Consider the following 19235-nt stretch of genomic DNA (forward strand, 5'->3'; position numbering starts at 1 on the left):
CGGCGTAAGGCCAAGGATTAAGAGCCCTGCTTCGCCCCGGAACCGTGTGCTTCCGCCGGCGCTTGCGTCCGGCGCAAAAACAAACCGAGAATGAGGGCGATGACGCCGACAAACATCGAGATGGTAAAAGCACTGTGCAGGCCGCTGACCAAAGCCTGGGCCAGCTCCCCCGGGTCCTTCGGATTGGCGGAAGAAGCCAGATAACGGGCCTGGCCGGAGGAATAGATGCTGATGAACAGCGCCGTACCGATCGCCCCGGATACCTGCTGGAGCGTGTTCATGATCGCGGTCCCGTGCGGATACAGCTGGCGCGGCAGCTGGTTCAGCCCGGTCGTTTGGCCCGGCATCATCACCAGCGAGATGCCAACGAGCAGCGCGATGTGCAGCCCGATGACGACCCCGGTGGAGGTGGTCGTTTCCAGCCCGCGCATAAACCAAAGCGTAATGATGACGATGAGCAGCCCCGGCGTGATCAGCGCGCGCGGCCCGAACTTATCAAACAGTCTGCCCGCCACCGGCGACATCAGGCCGTTGATTACCCCGCCCGGCAGCAGCACGAGTCCGGCGACGAACGGCGCCAGCAGCAGCGCCCCCTGCAGATACATCGGCAGCAGGATCAGCGTGGAGAACAATGTCATCATCATCACCGTCAGCAGCGCGGCGGACAACGCGAACATCGGATATTTAAAGACACGGACATCGAGCGTCGGCTCGGCGACGACCAGCTGGCGCCATACAAATAAGGCAAGTGCCACGAATCCGACAATCAGGCAGATGTAGACGATAGGGCTCGACCAGCCTTCGCCTTCCCCGGCGTGGCTGAAGCCGTAAACGATGCCGCCGAAGCCGGCCGTAGACAGCAGAATGGAAATCAGATCCACCCGCGGCTTCGTGGGCTCGGAAACATTCCGCAGATAAACGGCCCCAAACAGGATGGAAAACAGGGCCAGCGGCACGACCAAAAAGAACAGCCAGCGCCAGTTCAGGGCGTCCAGAATCAGGCCGGACAGCGTCGGACCGATCGCCGGGCCGAACATGATGACGAGACCGATGGTGCCCATGGCCGCTCCTCTTTTTTCGGGAGGGTAAATCGTCAGGATCGTGTTCATCATCACCGGCAGCAGCAGGCCCGTACCAATGGCCTGAATCACCCGCCCGAACAGCAGCATCCCGAAATTCGGGGAAATCCCGCAAACGACGGTACCGATTAGAAACAAAATCATAGCGGACAAAAACATTTGCCTCGTCGTAAACCACTGAATCAACAGCGCCGTAATCGGCACGAGGATCCCGATCACCAGCATATATGAGGTCGACAGCCATTGTATAGTGGAAGCTCCAACCCCGAGCTCATGCATTAAATCCGTATAAGCCACGTTCAGAAGGGTTTCATTCAAAATGGACACAAAGGCCCCAATGATCAAGGCGATCGTTATCGGCAGCCGCCTAATCCCTTCTACACTGGCCTCCTTGACAGCGCTAAGCGTTGTTGTATTCATTTTTTTCGGTTACCTCCATACTATCCGGAATTGGATTGTTCTCTTTTTATTTTTTATATATAAACAAGGAGGGTCCAAGATCATTTGTATGTTTCCAGGGCCTTCCTTGGGGTGTGAGCGCCTTTCGTCTTTTGTTGAAATCGTTTTTCTAGACCGTTCTATATATAAAATTTAAAGTATTACCAATGCATTTGTCACTGTCCTTTTTTAGCCAATCCATTACACCTTTCGTTCATTACGCCTGGAGTAGGCGCGGCACCAGTTTGGCAGCCGTTCGCAGCGGGGCGCTGTCCCGCTGGGTCATGCACATGATCATGGAGCCTTCGATCAGCGCATTGATCGACACGGCGATCTCCTTCGCTTCTTCAGGAGCGTATCCGCAGGCGACGAATTTGTTTTCAAATTCGGCAATCCAGGCGTTATATACGCCGCAGCAGGCTTTCCGGATGTTCTCGTTGCTTCCCGCCGTTTCATGGGCGATGACGCCAAGCGGAATGCCGAGCTCCGCGTTCTTGCGATCGACCTGTTCGGCAAGCACCATAAGCAGCTCCTGAACCGCTTGGGTGGCATCCGCCTTCGAATCCAGAACCGAACGCAGGTTGGCCAGCGTAACGTTTTTTGTATGGCTGACGGCTTCGCAGGCAAGCTGTTCCTTGCCCTCCGGGAAGTGGTAATAGAGCGATCCTTTGGGGGCGCCGCTCAGCTGCGTGATCTGATTCAGCCCGGTGGCGTTATATCCCTGGTTCTGCAGCAGTTTTGCCGTCGTTTCGATCAGTATTTGACGGGTGTGATTGCGGGTAGACATCCAACATCATGTACCTTTCTTTCTAAGATTAGACCAATCGGTCTACATCATAAACGATAGCCGAGGGGAGTGTCAACTCCCCAATGGCAGGTACATTTCATATTGACGCAAACTTTCCCGGACAAACCCGGTCCGCTCCAAAAAACCTTCCAGCAGCGCATTGCTCGGGGTGGACGCGGTTAATTTGGCGATCCCCAGCTCATCGCGGGCGGCGGCCAGCAAGCAGGTGGCGATCCCTCTGCCGCGATAACGGCGATCCACCAGCAGCATGTTGATTTTGCCGGACCCGTTTACGCTCAGGCACCCTGCCAGCGCATCGTTTTGACTGATGCCGAAGTACGCGTTTCCCTCGCTAAGCTGCTGGTATTCCAGGTCATTTTGCCAGTTCACGTGAAAATATCTGCGCGCGTTAACCGCCTCGGCAAACTCCTCAAACGCCAGCCGCCGCAAGCGGCAGCCCTCCGGGACCGGCGGAGAGCCAAGCCTGGCCGCATCGGTCAGCGTATAATAGTGCTGGTCGTAAACTTTACGGTACCCCCGTTTTTGGTAAAAAGAGATTGCCCTGTCGTTCCCGACGATGACTTCAAGAAAAAGCTGGCGGCACCCCGCCTTTTCCGCCTCCTCGCGGTGCAGGTCCATCAGCTTGCCGCTTACGCCTGTCCCCCGGTATTCCGGGCTTACGGCCAGCGCCCCGCAGCGCATCGTTTTGACCGATTCGTACATTTTGACGCCGCCCAGAACGATCCCAACGGCCTCCTCCCCGTCCAGCGCGACGAAGGAATGCTCTCTCCGGTTCCCCTCCGGGCCAAAAAATTTGGCCGCAAAGCCGGGTTCGTCCAGCTTGAATTGAATAATATAGTCCGAAAAACCGCGCCGAAAAGCGGCGAACAATACATCCGTCCCCACTTCGGAGCCTCTGGCATAACGAAGCATTTCACACCTCCGAAAATCTACTCTCCCAACACGCGCGGGCCTGCTATTTGCCTAAACAAAAGACAGCCGATCGTTCGACTGCCTTTTGCATATTATGAAAACCGCGGATTACCAAGCGTACGCTTTCGGGGCCTCCCCGCCCGGGCCCGGAAAAATTTCGTCGATCGCCTTCAGCGTATCTTCGCTCAGCTCCACATCGACGACGCGCAGCGTCTCCTCGAACTGCTGCAGCGTGCGCGGCCCGATAATCGGCGCCGTGACGGCCGGATTGGCCAATGTCCAGGCCAAGGCCACCGTGGCTGCGGATTCGCCCAGCTCTTTGCACAGGCTGCTGAACCGCTCCAGCTGCGGGCGCAGCTTCTCGACCCGTTCGGCCTGCTTCTCGGTGCGGGATCCCGGCTGCGGGTTGAGATTGCCGCCGAGTATGCCCCCGTCAAGCGGGCTCCAAGGGATTACGCCGATGCCCAGCTCCTCGGCCGCGGGCAGCACTTCCAGCTCCGGCAGCCGGCATAGCAGGCTGTATTTGTGCTGCTCGGAGACGAGTCCCAGCGCCCCGTGCGCCTTGGCTTCATACTGAGCCTTGACCAAATCCCGGGCGGCAAAGTTGCTCGAGCCGACATAGCCGATTTTCCCCTGTTTCTGCGCGATGTCAAAAGCGTTCCAAAGCTCATCCCACGTGACGTTGCAGTCGATATGATGCATTTGGTACAGTTCGATATGATCCGTACCGAGCCGCCGCAAAGAAGCCTCCAGATGGCGGCGGATTTTATGAGCCGACAACCCGGCCTCTCCGTTCGGGCCGTCCAGAGGATCGTCCATCGGGCCGTACACCTTGGTGGCCAGCACCACTTTCTCGCGGCGGCCTCCGCCCTGCGCGAACCAGCGGCCGATGATTTCCTCGGTCCGCCCGCGGTGTTCGGGGCCGCCGTACACATTGGCCGTATCAAAAAAATTGACCCCGGCATCAAGTGCCGCGTCCATAATTTTGAACGCCTCCTGCTCCTCCGTCGCCGGCCCGAAATTCATCGTGCCCAGGCAAAGACGGCTGACCTTCAACCCGGTTCTTCCCAAACTGGCATACTTCATGACTACAACCTCCTTAAGCGTTTTGGTAGCATGACTCTAACGGACATGTTTGCACAAAACCTTTCTAGGTGTATGAAGTCCATACCCATTATATACCATAGTCCGAACCGGTAAAAAGCTCGAGTTTCTGTTGTTCGAGTTTCTGTTGTGATACCCTACGGTGCTTGTTATCGGCAACCCTTCCCTCTTCAAAAAATAGCGGTAATTTTTGGTCCTATCCGCACCTTTTCGCCTCATTTTCGGGGCTTAGCGGAATTTTTTGTCTCTATTTCTAGAGTGACCTTCCTTTTTGCCGCCTCTCAACAGGCAGTTGCAAAGATTAGCGACATAAAATTCCGCTATTCGTGCCATTTTCGCATGTCCGGTCAAAATAACGCCCTTTTTTACCGCTATTTCGGCGTACGGTCCCGTTTATTCGCTTTCCCTGCGCACCGGCTTAAAGTCCCTCCGCCTGCCCCTGGCCTGTCCCTGGCTTTTTCCCTTCTGCTTGTCCCGGATTAAACTCGCTTGGTTCCGCCAGCTTAAGTCCTTCCGCCGATTGCCCCGGCTCGGATTCCACGTAATGCTTGAGCATGGACAGCTTGTTCTCCCAGAAGCGTTCGTAGTAATCAAGCCAGCGCTTCAGCTCCAGCAGCGGGTCGGCGTCCAGCCGGTAGCGCGTCTCGCGTCCTACCTTGCGCTCGTGGACAAGCCCCGCCTCCGCCAACACGCGCAGATGCTTGGAGACCGCCGTGCGGCTCATCGGGAAACGGCCGCTGATGTCCTTGAGCGGCAGCTCACGTTCGCCGAGCAAACGCAGCAATTCCCGGCGCGTCGGATCGGCGATCGCCTGAAACACGTCATGCTTCGCGGCAGCGCTCTCCATCGTTACGCTCCGACGTAAGCGGCCAGCTTCTGAACCAGTCCGGCCCAGCCTTGGTCCATCCGGCCGCGCACCAGCCCGTGGGCTTCGCCGAATTCGGTCACTTGTTCCGCACTCCAGCCGCCGTGGATCAGGGTGAATTCCGTCCGATCGCCCTGCTCCTTCAGCTCAAACGTCAGTGTCCAGTCCTTGCCCCAGTTAAACGACAGGCGATGCGGCGGATCCACCAGCGTTACTTTGCAGGGCGAGTTGCCGAAAGGCCCGGCATTAAGATGGAACTCGAAGCCTTCGACCGGCTGAAAATCGTTGGGCATAAACCAGGCGGCAATCCCGTCCGAGGTGGCCACCGCCTCCCATACCCGGGAGATCGGCGCGTTCAGCATAATTGTATGGCGGATATCCGGCAGTGCTCCGCTTCCGCCGGTTTGATGATGCGGGTTGTTGGTTTGATCCATGATGTTCGTCCTTTCGCGATTTGTTTTATGAAACCAGAAGGTTTCTCAATATCATTTTAAGAAACCGTTTGGTTTCATGTCAATACTGCGGAGTTACTATAAGCTGTTCTGTTTTAATTTGTCCATTTCTTCTAATGTCATGGCGTTGCATTGCTTAAGGAAATCAAGAATGATCCGGCTCTCCTGTTCATTATAACGAGTTACCAGTTCCTGAGTGGCCTTTAACGCGGAATCGAACAGAGACGAAATCAGCTCCGATTTTTCGGAAACGGCTTTGACCAGCACCTTTCTCCGGTCGTTCGGGTCTTTGTCTCTGGTCGCAAATCCCGCTTGCTCCAGGCGGTCGATTACGCTTGTAACCGCTCCGGTGGTCAACCCCGTTAATTCGGCCAGACGCCCTGCGGTTACAGGGCCAGCTTTCAGCAAATAATCCAGGCATTTGTGATCGGTCGCATTCAAGCCGATCTTTTCAGAAATCGTCTGATGCAGCATCACGGCCCGGGTCCCGTTCTCACGCAATTCCAGAACTATTTCCTGTTGCAGCGGCGTCAGGTTCGGCCATGGCCGATAATTATCGCTTGACATAAAGAAACCTCCCATATATGATTAATTTATCTTAGTTTATTAAGATAATTATTTAATTAAGATTTCATCATGGTTAAGACTTTATTCGGCAACAGTATATCACAGCTCCAAAGTTTAACCAATCGATGATCAAACCTTAATGGAAAGGACAGGATCAAGTATGGAAAATCGGGAAAAAGACCTGGACGCAATCAGAGAACTCTTTACAGCGCTTAACGAGGCCTGGAACAACGGCGACGGGACCTCATACGGGGAATGCTTCACGGAAGACGCCGATTATGTTACCTTTATAGGCCAGCATTTAAAAGGCAGAAAGCAAATTGCCGAAGTTCACCAATGGTTGTTTAACGGTCCGCTTCGCGGGTCAAAAATGGAATCGAACTTTACATCCGATTTTCAACCTCGTTATATTACGCCGGATGTCGCCGTTGTCCACGGGATCGGGGAAGTTAAGCTGGCCGATCCCGAACAGGATCCTAACGACAGAGGCTCCATCAATACGAATGTTATCGTTAGACAGGCTGATAAATGGCTCATTGCCGCCTTCCATAACTGCCGCATCCAGGAGATGCCGTCAGGGCCGCGTTCATGATAAAGCAAATAAGAAAAACGCCTGACGGCGTCCTTTAGCGGCTCTGGCTTTTACTTGGGAGCGATTGGAGGCTCTTCTTAAACTTTGGGCGTTGCTCTAACGGACACCAGCGACCTTATTCGCCCATTTCCCGGGTATTTCCCAGCCTAACAGACACAAACGGCCCTATTATGCTCTAAGCCAGTTCATCTAGGCCGATTTGAGGCAAAAAAGGTCTTCTGTGTCCACACATTTGGCAAACCTCCGTTTTTTCGCAAATAACGGCTCTGGTGTCACTGGCGTTGCATTAACTTTTGCTCAAGGTTTCTTTACAAGCGTTGGCTTTCGAATCGATACTGTCCGCCCGCCGGAAATCTAACGGTTGCAGCAGCGGCTATTTGCCGAAAAAAGAACTTTTCTAAATTCTAACGGTTGCGAACGTCGTTATTTGCCTAAATCCAAGCAAAAATTACCGGTTTGCAGCGAAATAAGCTCCATGGCAACCGTTACAATTTGAAATCAACGTTTTTGGAACAAATAGCGCTTGTGGCAACCGTTAGAATATTGGGGGGCCCAGAAAAGGTATCTTGCCAGCTTTAAATGCAAAGCTAGTGCCCTGGTGTCCCTTAGCCTCCCGATTCCTTTTCTCCTCCCCTCTCTACCTGCGCATCGCTCTCTACCATGCCCGAAATTTTATAAATTCTGGATATAGTGTCAAAAAAGCAACACAGCGCCGGATTTCCGGCGCTGTGTTGCTAGTATTCAGCTAGTATTCAACCAGTCTCAAAAGGCCTGCCTGAACACGTCTTCGGTTCTATTTCTGCGGATCAATTCTTATCGTTTCTGTTACACATAATCCTTAGGTTTATCGTTTCGGGTGAATTTCAAACAGGCGCGCGGATTTCACACTTGGCAAGGTCACTTGCAGTTCGCCCCGCTCGGCGTCCCAGCTCCACGAGCAGTCGAACCCTTGCGGGTAAGCGCAGCGAATGTCAAGCTGCACGCCCCGCAGCGCCGGAAGCGGCAGCGTCCGCTCAGGCGAAGCACCGCCAATCCGCCACACGGCCAAATAAACCGAGTCCCCGTGGCGCAGCCCCAGGCTGATCCAATCGTCCTGCTGCTTCGGCAGCCCCAGCGGCCAGAACGGCAGCGCCTCCGGAATGTCCTTGCGGATCGTCTTGTAGTAATCCAGCGCTTCCTTCACAAGCTCCCGCCGGCGCGGGCTTAGCTCGGCCAGATGCCCGCTTTGGTGGACCCGCAGCAGCAGCGCGTTCACCATGTTGAACACGACCTCTTCATCGTTGCCCTCCCGCAGCGGGTAAGACCAGATCGCCGACTGCTCCGGCGTCAGCGCCGAAGGCGAAGCGGCGGCAATGGCCGCGTAATTGACGTAGTTTTCCTGATCGCTCGTCGACTGAATGCTGTGGCGGCTGAGCATCGCATAGTCCATTCGCATCCCGCCGCTTGAGCAGTTTTCGATCACGAGGTCCGGATACCGGGCAAAAATACCGTCCAGCCAAGCCAGATAAGCGCGGTTGTGCTGGAGCAGGCCGTCGCCGAAGCTGTCCGCGTCCGTCTCCGTGCCGATCCCGGCGTTGATGTTATAGTCCATCTTGATATAGCCTACCCCGTAATCCTCCACCAGGCGGCGGATCACTTCGTTCGCATGGGCAACCACCCGCGGGTTCCGGTAATCGAGCTGATAGCGGCTGCGGTCCTTGACTCTCCGCCCGTGGCGCATGAAAAACCAGCTGTCATCGGTGCCGGCCAGCTTCGGACTGTTGATGCCCATCACCTCCAGTTCAAGCCACAGCCCCGGAACCATCCCTTTGCCGCGAATGTAATCGAGCACATATTTGATGCCCTCAGGGAAGCGTTCCAGCGACGGCATCCATTCACCCACACCGTCCCACCATTCGCCCGCCGCGTACCAGCCGGCATCGATGCAGAAATACTCGCATCCTGCTTCGGCCGCGGCGTCGATGAGCGGCAATAGCTTGGCCGTCGTCGGCGAACCCCAGAGACAGTTCATGTAATCGTTAAAAATAATCCGCAAATCGCGGTTGTCCGCGTTCGGACGGCGAATCCGGCGGCGATACGCGGTCAGCTGCCCGATCGCCTCTTCGAACCCGCCGATCGCGGCGCCCACCGCGACGGGCACGCTGACGAACTCCTCGCCCGGCGCCAGCGAAATCCACCAATGATTATCGTGTTCCGTCGGCCCGCTCAGGAGAAGGGTGAGGAAATCGTTCTGATCGATGATCTCCCAATGCCAGGAGCCGTTATGCTCGATTTGCCAAAACAGGCTGCTTCCGGCTTCCCGGTTCTCCAGCACGGCCATCGGGATATGCTCCGCAGCCGACCACGAACCGGTATTGCTGCAGGAAACCCGCTTGGAGCTGCGGTCCGTCAAATGCGACATGCCCAGCTCCGGCAGGCTGTACGTGCGCCACTGCAGCTCGCTTTGCCAGCCGCTGTGCGGAATGTACAGCGCCATTTTGTCGTCGCGGTCAAGCGCGCCTTCCTTATCGAGACCGGTTAAGGCGAAGGAGGAAACGTATTCTACGCCCAACTCTTCCGTTCCCTCGTTGCTCAGCGTTACCCAAGCCTTGACAGTCTGAAGACCGTCGTAGAATTGAAAATGCTGCACCGCCCGCAGCGACGTGTCCGGATCGCGCAGCGCGATCTCCAGCTTGCGGCCGGCCTTATTGCGTATATCGGCATGAGCCTCGTAGCGCATGCGCAGCCCCGGGAACGTGGCCCGATGCGTCCGCCCGTGATATTCCGCGCGGTCCTCGCCCGTCAGCTGCAGCTCCATCAGCCGGAAGCCCGGCTTTTGCCCGTTTGAAATCGCGCCTTCCCGCAGCTCGCCCGTACCAAAGTGAAGCAGCCGCACGTCTTGCTCCGGCGTAACCTCCAGCACCAGGTGAAGTCCGTTTTCCTGAACATGAATAAGTTGGGACATAAGAATAAGCAGCCTCCCTATTAAAAAATCGCTGAACTTGCAGACCCTTGTTGATTGATTTCGTGAGCCCGGAGCATTATCCTCTACAAAAATTTAACTCAGCACCACCCGGGGTGCTGAGTTAAGAAGGATGGAATCATTAATTCTGCCGGTTTATTGGGCGGAGCCCAGTTGAACCCATGCTTGTTCGATTTCGGTCACGGCTTGGTCCTTCGTTTTGCTGCCGCCGATGTAAGCTTGCATGATTTCACCGAATTTTTGGTGGAACGTATCCAGCGAGTAGTTGATCGCCAGGTCGCCCGAAGGTTCGGATTGCAAAATTTCGTTCATTTGCTTCGGCATATCCAGTTCCGGAAGCGGAGCGTCCTTAATCGGCGGAATGACCTTCGCTACGTTGGAGAACCAGCTCTTGCCGTAATCGGAAGTGTACAGCCAATTGAAGAATTCGATCGTTTCGTTGACGACGGCGGAGTCCTTGTTGATCCGCAGCGCCTGGTCGGCGCCGGTGATGATCGTAGCTTGCTCCGGTTTGTCGCTGACCGGATATCCGGCGATCCCGATTTTAATGTCCGGGCTGATTTTCTTGATCGCTTCTTCGTCCCATGCGCCTTTACCTACCATGATCGCCGCCTTGCCGGTGGCGAAGTCGCTGATTTGCGCGTTGCTGTCGCGTTCCAGCGGTTTGTCGGTGCCATGTTTAACCGTTTTGTCGACGAAGTCAAAGAAGTTGTTGTAAAGCACCGGATAATCCTTGATTTTGGCGTCGCCGGCGATAAAGCTGTTCACCAGGTCCTTCGACGTTACGCCCTTGTCTTGAGCCGCCGCGTTGACGAAATGCTGGAATACGTGTTTCCATACCCACCATTCTTTATAGGCGTTGGCAAACGGCTTGATGCCTTTGGCTTCCAGCTTCGCGATAGCGTCGTCCAGCTCGGCCGTCGTTTTCGGGAAGGTTGTGATGCCGGCTTGTTCAAACAGATCTTTGTTGTAGATCAGCGAGAACAGATTCCCTTTAACCGGAAGGCCCAACACTTTCCCGTCGGAAGAGGTCATGTTGGCGCGAACGGCGTCCGTCATCGCTGCCGCCAGCGGCTGATCCGTCAAATCGGCGCTGTATTCGGCAAACGTGTCGATATCTCCGCCGGCTGTCGTTTGGAATACGTCCGGCGTGCTGCCTGCGGCGATTCTCGATTTCAACACCGTATTATAGTCGGACTGCATGATTTCCAGGTTGATCGTCACGTTGGGCTTCACTTTTTTGTATTCAGCGATATAGGCGTTAAAAGCGTCGGTATATTCCGGAGAAGCCGTAAACATGTTGATCGTGACCGGTTTGGAATCATCCGTTGCACCGCCGTTCCCTGCACCCGCGCCATTCGTCCCGCCCCCCGCGGCATTGTTTCCGCCGCCACCGCAAGCGGACAGCAGACCCATGAGCAGCACAAGGCTGAACGACAGGGCCAAGATTTTCTTTTTCATTCGTAACGCCCCCACTTTCTTGTCGTTGTTCATTCTTTGAAAGCAGTTTCACGCTTTCTATGTTCCTTATTCTAAAGAAAAGGTGCAGCGATAAAAATGTAGATAAGTGGTGACTTAAGGGTAAAAAAGTGGAGTGATCGTCCAGTTCACTTTTTGACCCCTTCCTCCTCCTTCGACCGGTATTCCGTCGGCGATAACCCGCAGTAATTGCGGAACGCTTTGCTGAAATAATTTTTGTCCTTGTAGCCGAGCATTTCGGAAATCTCCTGGATTTTCAGGGAAGGATCGTCCAGCAGCTCCTTGGCCTTGTCCATGCGGACCTTTTGCACGTATTCGTGGATGCCGTACCCGTACTGTTGTTTGAACAGCTTCATTAAATACTCGCGGCTTAAGAAGTATTTTTCGGTGAACATGGAAATTTTAATGTCTTCAAAATAATGATTGTCGATGTACTCCTTGATGTCGTCGACCTGAAACGGCCGGTTGGCCGCCAGCAAGCGGCGGATTTGTTCGTGATAGTACTCCGTCAGCCGCAGGAGCACTTCTTCGTATTCGTCGAAGCCGGCAAAATCGGTCCGCAGCCCCAGCGCGCGCAGCGCCCTTTCATCGCCGGAACGCGGCAGCGCGTCCCCCGGCACGCCAAGATCCAGGGCCATGTCGCTTAAGAGGACGACGATCTCGCGCAGCGTCCGGTCGGCCGCCCCGATGCTGAACGCGTCCGCAGCTTTGATCTTCTTGGCAAAATCCCCCATGACCGATTTGGCATGATGGAGATTGCCGGCTTCCAGCGCCCCGCGAAGGAGCGGCATCCGGCTGGTGAAAGAGTAGATATCCTTCGCGGCAGCTCTCCCCTTGTCGCCGATCGCGGCCGTTCCCTTCAGCTTTAACAGATCGATGGCCAGGATCGAACTGACCGCCGTCTCATAGGAATCGGCCAGTTCCATGATGTTTGGGCTCGAAGGGCCGATCCCTCCCGCTGCCTGCAAGCCAAACAGCTCACTTAGGGTACCAGTGATCTTGCGCATCATTTTTTCCGCGCGGAAAGCGACTTCTTCGGGATAACCGCCCCCCGCGGTATACACCGCAATAATCTCGCGCTCCTGCTTCGGATTGGCAAAGCTGAAGCAGAGCATGTCGCCCCCGGCCACGTCGCTCACCACATTGGCCACCGCAAAATAAAGCAGCTCGGTATCGCTGTTGAACCGGCTGTCCCTGACGGCTTCCATATTCATGATCCGCAGCACCAGCGTGCCGAAACGGTTCAGGGGATCGTCCGCCCCGATCAGCGGCAGGAACGCCCGGTTGCTATGTTGTTTGAAGCTTCGTTCAATGATCGATAGATAGATTTTCTCCTTCAGCTTCGGCAGGGACATATTAAACGCAATATTGCGGGTAATCGATTCGGTTTGCAGCTGCCGCTTGGCGTTTAGCAAATCGATGCCTTTGCGGAGCGCCTGGTTGAGATCATGCCGGTTAATCGGCTTGAGCAAATAGTCCAACACCCTGGAGTGAATCGCTTGACGGGTGAACTCAAAATCGTTATAACCGCTGATCACGATCGTCAGCAGCTCCGGGTAATCGCGCTCCACGATTTTTAAGAACTCGACGCCGTTCAGCTCGGGCATTTTCATATCGACCATCACCAGGTCGGGCTTGTGCCGCTCCAGCATGGCCAGTCCGGTTTTGCCGTCCGTCGCCTCCAGCACTTCGTCAACTTCCAGGCCTTCCCAATCCCCTAAAATCCGGATCGCCTCACGGAGCGGTTCTTCATCGTCGATTATCAACACTTTATACATGGCTGCTGCCTCCCCGCGGTATCATCATTCGCATTTCCGCGCCGCCGTCGCCGCTGCGGACCACCAGATCGGCGTCTTCGCCATAAAGCAGCCTGAGGCGCGTGTACAGGTTTTTGAGCCCGATGTTTTCGCCCTCCTGGTCCTCCCATTCGGCGTGAAACGATTTCAGGATCTCCTCGAGCCTTTCCTGGGAAATCCCCGGCCCGTTATCCTGCACGGAAATAATCGCATGCGTATTGGCCAGTTCCGCCCGAATCACAATCGTAATGGCGCTCGACACCTTTTCCAGGGCATGCTTGATTGAATTCTCCACCAGGGATTGGATGGACAGCTTGGGAATTTGCAGCTCCATCAACGATTCGTCCCATTCGATCGTCACCTGAAGGCGGCTGCCGAATCTAGCTTTTTGCAGCGCCAGATAACGATCGATATGTTTGAGTTCCTCCCTAGCGTTTACGATATCTTTTCCGCTTATGCAGTATCTGAGCGTCAAGGCCAAGGCATCCACCATATCGGCGACCTCGTCGTCCCCGCTTTTCAGCGCTTTGGTCGAAATTGCCTGGAGCGCATTGTACAGAAAATGCGGATTGATTTCCGCCTCGAGCGCTTTCAAAATCGCGTTTTTCTCCACCAGCTTCATCTTATACCGTTCATTGATCAAATCGTTGGTCCGCCGCACCATCCGGTTGAAATGCCTGGACAAATAAGCGATCTCATCCCTGCCCTTGACCGGGATTTCCGCGTCGAACGTGCCTTCGCTAAAGCGTCTCATCTCATAGGACAAGTCTTTCAGCGGTCTGGTGATCGCACTCGAAAGGAGCGTGACCAAAACGACCGAAATCAGCAAAAAAATGCCCCCGATGAGATAGCTCAAATCCCTCGTCGTCGTCGCCGCGGCGTAAATGTTGCGGTAAGGAATCGGCTTGACCAATTTCCAGCCTTCGTCCGGGAGCACGTTGTATACAATCAAATACTTGGTGCCGTCCTCGCTCGTCCAGGTTAACGGCCGCATGCCGCCGTCCTTGCCGATCTGGCTGAGCCAGGGGGCGTTCTCCACCTGCTGCAGAAACTCCGGATCGTCGACGTGAAACGGCACGTTGTCGGCATCGAGGTACAGCAGATGCTCCCCTTCTTCAAACGGGATATCCCGCAAAATTTCGTCCTTGCCGGCCGGCTTTATATAGAAGGAAATGACCGCTTTCGGGTCGCGGGAAACGAGCGAGCGCAGCACGCGGTGATACCCCATGAAGCTGGGCTCCTTGCTCATGGCGTACCCCGACTTGGCCCCGGGAACGATAAACGATTGAAACGAACGGTTGTGCGGGCTCTCCATGGCCTGCTTGTACCACGGCTGGTCGGGAATCCCCTCCTGGTAGCTGACACGCACCGTAATGTTATAGGCTTCACGGGTGATCGAATAATATTTCTTCTGATCGATGAGGTAGAAATAAATGCTTTCCAGATCGTCCCGCGAGTAGAACAGGCTCCGCAAATAATTTTCCAAATACATTTTGGACGAATAATCGTTTTCCTCCAGCTTAATCGCCCGGATGATCTCGTCATAGCGGATTTGCGGCAGGGACAACTGCTCGATGCCGGACAAATAATCCTCGAGGTTCTGGTTCACCAGCTTCAAATTGTTGGTCGTGCTGACGATGCTGTGATCGACCGATTCTTTTTCGAGCATTTGATAGGAGATGACGGTCAGCGAGCCTACCACAAGAATAATAATCGTCGTAAACAGCAAAATAAGCTTATTGACCAATCGGCGCGAAACCCGGTCTTTAAGCGACAATGTCAAACGTTTCAGTCGGCTGAACATATTGCCCTCATTTCTATGACTGTGTAAGTTGCCTTTTCCCGTTCTATTCCCTAGTTCAAAATATAAGTCACGACCCGCGCTTAACGCCAGTTCACGTTTTTACCCTTAACTGTTTTCTTAAATCCATTTTGGCGTGAAAACGGTTGATTTATAATCATTATAGCCGAATCACCTTATATAAACTATCGTTGCGAAAAAGAGGTGCATTATGTTGAGACTTGGGAGAAAACGCGCCGAGAAGCTGGAGTTCGGAATATTTACGCTGCCGATCCTTATTTCGGTCATCGCTGTGTTCTACTATCCGTTTATTATGACCATTCGCTACTCCCTGACCAAATGGAACGGGATTTCGAAGCACCCTAAATTTATCGGACTCGATAACTTCAAACAGATCTTCATGGGCGACGCCAACTTTACGCACGCCGCTTGGTTTACGGTCAAATACATGATTCTTTACATCGTTTTGATCAATGTGCTGGCGATTTTGCTGGCGCTCGTGCTGGACATGAAGCTGAAATCGACCAACTGGCTGAGAGCGGCCTTCTTTATTCCTTACATTCTCAGCTTGGTAATCGTAGGGTTTATCTGGAAGTTCATTTTCATGCAAGGTTTCGAATCGCTGGGGCAAAGCACCGGCTGGGGGGTATTCGCGCTAAGCTGGCTGGGTGAACCCGGACTAGCCTTTATCTCCGTGCTGTTCGTCTCGATCTGGCAATCGATCGGCTTCTACATGGTGATCTACATCGCCGGTTTGCAATCGGTTCCAGACGATTTGAAGGAGGCGGCCACCGTTGACGGGGCCGGACCGGTCCGCCGGTTCTTCAACGTCACGCTGCCGCTGCTCGCGCCGTCGATCACCATTTCCGTGTTCATGGCGCTGACCAACTCGATCAAGGTATTTGACGTGATCCTGTCGCTGACCGGCGGCGGACCCGGCGGCACCACATACAGCGTCGCTTACGACATCTACCGCGATACGTTCCAGAACAATCTGTACGGTTACGGCACGGCCAAGGCGCTGATTTTGTTCGTGGCGGTGCTGATCATCACCATTATTCAATTAACGCTCTTCAAACGCAGGGAGGTTGAGGCATAATGACTAAAAACAGAGCGGGGCGTTTTGTCCTGGAAATCGTTATGGTCCTCCTGTCCATTTTGTTCCTGTATCCGTTGTTCCTGACCATCATCAACTCGCTGAAAAGCTTCCAGGAGGTCATGACCGACGTGATCGCTTTGCCGAAACGGCTTGCTTTTGAGAACTACAGCTACGTGTGGGAATTCATCAACTACCCGCGGCTGTTTCTGAACAATGCGGTCATCACGATACTTGGCCTGGCCGGGATCATCCTGATCTCTTCCATCGCCGCTTACAAGCTGGCCCGCACGAAATCAAAAGCCAGTTCGATCATCTACATGCTCTGCATTATACCGATGCTGATTCCGTTCCAGTCGATCATGCTGACGGTGCTGCAAATGGCCAAAAGCTTCCACCTATCCGACAGCACCTGGGGTCTGGGCATTCTGTATTGGGGTTTTGGCGCCCCGCTTGCCCTGTTCATCTACCACGGCTTCGTAAAGGGGATTCCGAAGGAAATCGACGAAAGCGCCACAATCGACGGCGCCTCCGGCTTCCGGTTGTTCTTTAGCGTGATCTTCCCGCTGCTGAAGTCGGTCACGACCACGATCATCATCATCGACGTGATGTGGATCTGGAACGACTTCCTGCTCCCGCTGCTTATGGTCAACGGCTCGCCGGCGACCAAAACGCTGACCCTGGCCGCGTACACCTTCGTCGGACAATACACCTCCGACTGGCAGTACGCGATGACCGCCATGGTGATGGCCGTGCTGCCTTCGATCATCGTGTTCATCTTCCTGCAAAAATACATCGTCAAAGGCGTGGTCGCCGGTGCGGTGAAGGGCTGAATGTTGTTGATAAGAACCCCCGGAGCAAATGGCTCCGGGGGTTTGTTGGATTTCTGGGCTGATAGTAATAGGCTTCATATGTTGGAATTTATCTTTTTTCTTCTTACATATAACTCAATTTTCTCAGAGGTAAAATCGGCAAAACAGCATGTACGCTATAGACCAGGTACGAATAAACGAGACGGACAAATAGGTGAACATAAAGCCAAATTCCCTTTTGAAACCCGCACTGTTCAAGTGCTTCAGCACGTTCAGTTCCTGAAAAGATGGCTTAATTTCGTTTGGTAGTTGATCGAGTCATTGCTTTTGGTGTCTTAAAGCGAAGACGCCTCTTCTGTGTGGCAGTGTTAGCTCGAACTATCACTTAACCAGACGAAGCGATGTTTTTCTAATACGCTGGGACATTGAGTTTTTCTTAACGTGCGCGAAGGCGCTTATACGACTGCAAAACGAGTTTCTGGGCCGTTCGTACGGTTCGTACGATCTGTTTTGTGAGTCACACGACCAGTAGGATCTCTTGATTGGGTGCTCGCCTTACAACAACTGCTCGATCTGGCCCACGAGGTCACCGCATAAGCAAGGAAAAAGCTTCCTCTCCGTTTCAGATCAACTCCAGCAGTTGGATTGTCGCTTTACCCAATCGTATTAATACATATCTACCAATTTCTTGCTACGAAAATTTAGCTTGCTGTACTTAAAAATATCAAAGGCATTATTGCTTATTTTTTATAAAAACTTTTAAAACCGTCGTAAATAACAATAAGTCCTATAACTAAGGAAAGTGTCCTTACAACTAGTTCAGCGCTTAGTAGACCTCCCATAACTTCATTATCATTATACAAAGACCCCGTAATAAAAATAGGTGAAAGCATAATCAGTACACCTATTACCACACTTATAAATAGCATTTTTTTACAGCCGCTATTGTTCAAAATAACACCACCTAACTAAATCAGAAATATTAAGTTCTCAAGAACCAAACTTGAGAACACATCAAAAATATATAACCATGAAGGATAGAAATAATCCTTCATGGTTATAATACTTTAAACTGTTAATTTATTACCATTCATAATCTCCAGGCTCATATAAAGAACCAAAATAGTTACTGGAGTTGGAAACGCCAAACGATAAAGTAAATGATTCACCAACTTTTATTCCACCATTACCTGAATAAGTTGTTGTACCATTATTATAGAAACTTCCTTCTACTACGTAGTGAATCTTATTCGCATGCTCTAAATTTGTGTAAACGGTACCAGAAAACTGTTTTGCCTTACCATTATAAATCCTATTCATTGTTGTATTTAGCACGGATACAATCCCATGAAAAGAAGGACGACTTTCAGTTGTTTCGCAGTAGAAATTAAGCGACGGTTTATAGTCTATTCCAATTTTCGAAAATTCTTCAAGTGTAGCGGTAAAAGTTCTAAATGTAGCTAATTGTGGACTGACACTTGAATTCAATTTCTTTCCAGATGAATAATAGTTTGAAAGTAATGTAGCTCTAGCTTGATCGACAGAAATTTCACTATCCTTAGCAAATTCTAAGACCAATTCATCAAAGGTCAATACATCACTCATTGTCATATTCTCAGAGGCATCTTGTAGATTTATTGATTCTTTCACCCTACTTCCCGAATCCGTTGCCGAACTCCCATCCGCAGCGAATAAGGGTACGCACATTGCCAAAGAAAGAATACCAACAGTAATACTGGAAACAAGAATTTTCCTCAAAGCATTCATTCCTTTCCATTTATTTTTTTACTTACATATATATAATATACTTAATAGGAAAAATTATCAATTATAGTTTTTATTTTATAAATTCCTTAAAAAAGCATTAAGTGTGATTCTCTGGCTAGGAAATCCATCCAGCGCCATCTTACTCTTTCCCCCTAAGAAATAAGGCCTTCAGTATCCAAGCAGTCAGTCCCAGGATCGACCTTATCCAGCAAAAATATTCCTTAAGCTTCAATGTGTTCGCATACTTTTAGTTTCCTCTTGAATTCGCTGGCGGTGCCGAAAGAATAGGAACTTTTCTTTTGGTTAATATCCCTGCAGGTAACAGAAATTAACTACTTGGTTCCTCTAGTAAATCCAGTGTTACTTTTCAATAAGATAGCCACGTTCGAGGACTCGCCGAAGCAAGCTGTCTTGGTCAATGACCGAGCCGATTTGCAGTAATCTGCTTGCTTGTCGCTCCTTTTTGACCCAGGGGAATAACGATCAATCAAAAATGATTTTGACTATATCGATGGTCTTGCTTCGGTTGCGCAGAGACGTAAAAGCGTTGAAAATCAAGCGGTCTCCCCGGTTGGACAAGGACAACGGTTTCATTTGCGTGACCGTATCGATACTGAGTGATAACAAAAATCCAGGTAAGTATAGCCAACGTGATTGAATAAATGTCACACGCTTTGCCGGAGAAGGACTCACGAGAAAAATTGG

At 52.4% G+C, this 19235-nt stretch carries 16 protein-coding genes; 3 read left to right on the plus strand and 13 right to left on the minus strand.

The genetic code is table 11. The annotated features are described in order from the left end of the window. Nucleotides 1-17: 17 nt before the first annotated feature. The 7 genes from NYE69_RS00425 to NYE69_RS00455 form a co-directional block, all read right to left on the minus strand. Nucleotides 18-1499 (minus strand): MDR family MFS transporter, encoded by a 1482-nt coding sequence (locus NYE69_RS00425; RefSeq protein WP_340922641.1) that lies wholly within the window; start codon nt 1497-1499, stop codon nt 18-20. 235 nt (nt 1500-1734) lie between these two features. Then, nucleotides 1735-2304, minus strand: coding sequence for a TetR/AcrR family transcriptional regulator (locus NYE69_RS00430; RefSeq protein ID WP_326044933.1), 570 nt, complete (start codon nt 2302-2304; stop codon nt 1735-1737). A 72-nt stretch (nt 2305-2376) separates the two neighbouring features. Next, entirely contained in the window at nt 2377-3237 is an 861-nt protein-coding gene (locus tag NYE69_RS00435; RefSeq protein WP_340922647.1) for a GNAT family N-acetyltransferase, read from the minus strand. Nucleotides 3238-3345: 108 nt separating this feature from the next. Then, on the minus strand, nt 3346-4323 hold the full coding sequence (locus NYE69_RS00440; protein ID WP_340922650.1) for an aldo/keto reductase: 978 nt from the start codon (nt 4321-4323) through the stop codon (nt 3346-3348). 436 nt (nt 4324-4759) lie between these two features. After that, nucleotides 4760-5188 (minus strand): ArsR/SmtB family transcription factor, encoded by a 429-nt coding sequence (locus NYE69_RS00445; protein WP_340922652.1) that lies wholly within the window; start codon nt 5186-5188, stop codon nt 4760-4762. 2 nt (nt 5189-5190) lie between these two features. Then, entirely contained in the window at nt 5191-5640 is a 450-nt protein-coding gene (locus NYE69_RS00450; protein WP_340922655.1) for an SRPBCC family protein, read from the minus strand. Nucleotides 5641-5736: 96 nt separating this feature from the next. Further along, nucleotides 5737-6225 carry a MarR family winged helix-turn-helix transcriptional regulator gene (locus NYE69_RS00455; protein ID WP_036619075.1) on the minus strand — a complete coding sequence of 163 codons (489 nt, stop codon included), beginning with the start codon at nt 6223-6225 and terminating at the stop codon, nt 5737-5739. Nucleotides 6226-6385: 160 nt separating this feature from the next. On the opposite strand from NYE69_RS00455, the gene NYE69_RS00460 reads away from it, so the two are divergent. Continuing rightward, entirely contained in the window at nt 6386-6817 is a 432-nt protein-coding gene (locus NYE69_RS00460; RefSeq protein ID WP_340922658.1) for an SgcJ/EcaC family oxidoreductase, read from the plus strand. A gap of 844 nt (nt 6818-7661) precedes the next feature. Here the strand turns inward: NYE69_RS00460 and NYE69_RS00465 are convergent. The 4 genes from NYE69_RS00465 to NYE69_RS00480 form a co-directional block, all read right to left on the minus strand. Next, complete coding sequence (locus tag NYE69_RS00465; RefSeq protein ID WP_340922661.1) at nt 7662-9761, minus strand: glycoside hydrolase family 36 protein; 2100 nt, start codon at nt 9759-9761, stop codon at nt 7662-7664. A 153-nt stretch (nt 9762-9914) separates the two neighbouring features. After that, entirely contained in the window at nt 9915-11240 is a 1326-nt protein-coding gene (locus NYE69_RS00470; protein ID WP_328271363.1) for an ABC transporter substrate-binding protein, read from the minus strand. A gap of 146 nt (nt 11241-11386) precedes the next feature. Continuing rightward, the gene (locus NYE69_RS00475; RefSeq protein ID WP_340922673.1) at nt 11387-13036 is read right to left on the minus strand and encodes a response regulator; all 1650 of its coding nucleotides are present in this window, start codon (nt 13034-13036) and stop codon (nt 11387-11389) included. Then, nucleotides 13029-14858 (minus strand): cache domain-containing sensor histidine kinase, encoded by a 1830-nt coding sequence (locus NYE69_RS00480; RefSeq protein WP_340922676.1) that lies wholly within the window; start codon nt 14856-14858, stop codon nt 13029-13031. Before NYE69_RS00480 ends, NYE69_RS00475 begins: the two co-directional genes overlap by 8 nt. Nucleotides 14859-15066: 208 nt before the next feature. Here NYE69_RS00480 and NYE69_RS00485 point away from each other — a divergent pair, with 208 nt between their 5' ends. After that, complete coding sequence (locus NYE69_RS00485; RefSeq protein WP_340922681.1) at nt 15067-15954, plus strand: carbohydrate ABC transporter permease; 888 nt, start codon at nt 15067-15069, stop codon at nt 15952-15954. Beyond that, on the plus strand, nt 15954-16784 hold the full coding sequence (locus tag NYE69_RS00490; RefSeq protein WP_340922683.1) for a carbohydrate ABC transporter permease: 831 nt from the start codon (nt 15954-15956) through the stop codon (nt 16782-16784). Before NYE69_RS00485 ends, NYE69_RS00490 begins: the two co-directional genes overlap by 1 nt. A gap of 719 nt (nt 16785-17503) precedes the next feature. Here the strand turns inward: NYE69_RS00490 and NYE69_RS00495 are convergent. Beyond that, nucleotides 17504-17692 carry a hypothetical protein gene (locus tag NYE69_RS00495; RefSeq protein WP_230876970.1) on the minus strand — a complete coding sequence of 63 codons (189 nt, stop codon included), beginning with the start codon at nt 17690-17692 and terminating at the stop codon, nt 17504-17506. 154 nt (nt 17693-17846) lie between these two features. Continuing rightward, nucleotides 17847-18521 carry a hypothetical protein gene (locus NYE69_RS00500; RefSeq protein WP_196427455.1) on the minus strand — a complete coding sequence of 225 codons (675 nt, stop codon included), beginning with the start codon at nt 18519-18521 and terminating at the stop codon, nt 17847-17849. Nucleotides 18522-19235 lie beyond the last annotated feature (714 nt).

The organism is Paenibacillus sp. FSL R5-0527 (assembly GCF_038008055.1).
Classification (GTDB): Bacteria; Bacillota; Bacilli; order Paenibacillales; family Paenibacillaceae; genus Fontibacillus; species Fontibacillus macerans.

Bases quoted from the DNA above. Each gene is read 5' to 3' on its own strand.
- NYE69_RS00480 (WP_340922676.1), bottom strand. From the start codon at position 14,858: ATGTTCAGCCGACTGAAACGTTTGACATTGTCGCTTAAAGACCGGGTT.
- NYE69_RS00470 (WP_328271363.1), bottom strand. From the start codon at position 11,240: ATGAAAAAGAAAATCTTGGCCCTGTCGTTCAGCCTTGTGCTGCTCATG.
- NYE69_RS00450 (WP_340922655.1), bottom strand. From the start codon at position 5,640: ATGGATCAAACCAACAACCCGCATCATCAAACCGGCGGAAGCGGAGCA.
- NYE69_RS00460 (WP_340922658.1), top strand. From the start codon at position 6,386: ATGGAAAATCGGGAAAAAGACCTGGACGCAATCAGAGAACTCTTTACA.
- NYE69_RS00445 (WP_340922652.1), bottom strand. From the start codon at position 5,188: ATGGAGAGCGCTGCCGCGAAGCATGACGTGTTTCAGGCGATCGCCGAT.
- NYE69_RS00485 (WP_340922681.1), top strand. From the start codon at position 15,067: ATGTTGAGACTTGGGAGAAAACGCGCCGAGAAGCTGGAGTTCGGAATA.
- NYE69_RS00490 (WP_340922683.1), top strand. From the start codon at position 15,954: ATGACTAAAAACAGAGCGGGGCGTTTTGTCCTGGAAATCGTTATGGTC.
- NYE69_RS00425 (WP_340922641.1), bottom strand. From the start codon at position 1,499: ATGAATACAACAACGCTTAGCGCTGTCAAGGAGGCCAGTGTAGAAGGG.
- NYE69_RS00430 (WP_326044933.1), bottom strand. From the start codon at position 2,304: ATGTCTACCCGCAATCACACCCGTCAAATACTGATCGAAACGACGGCA.
- NYE69_RS00495 (WP_230876970.1), bottom strand. From the start codon at position 17,692: ATGCTATTTATAAGTGTGGTAATAGGTGTACTGATTATGCTTTCACCT.
- NYE69_RS00475 (WP_340922673.1), bottom strand. From the start codon at position 13,036: ATGTATAAAGTGTTGATAATCGACGATGAAGAACCGCTCCGTGAGGCG.
- NYE69_RS00440 (WP_340922650.1), bottom strand. From the start codon at position 4,323: ATGAAGTATGCCAGTTTGGGAAGAACCGGGTTGAAGGTCAGCCGTCTT.
- NYE69_RS00455 (WP_036619075.1), bottom strand. From the start codon at position 6,225: ATGTCAAGCGATAATTATCGGCCATGGCCGAACCTGACGCCGCTGCAA.
- NYE69_RS00435 (WP_340922647.1), bottom strand. From the start codon at position 3,237: ATGCTTCGTTATGCCAGAGGCTCCGAAGTGGGGACGGATGTATTGTTC.
- NYE69_RS00465 (WP_340922661.1), bottom strand. From the start codon at position 9,761: ATGTCCCAACTTATTCATGTTCAGGAAAACGGACTTCACCTGGTGCTG.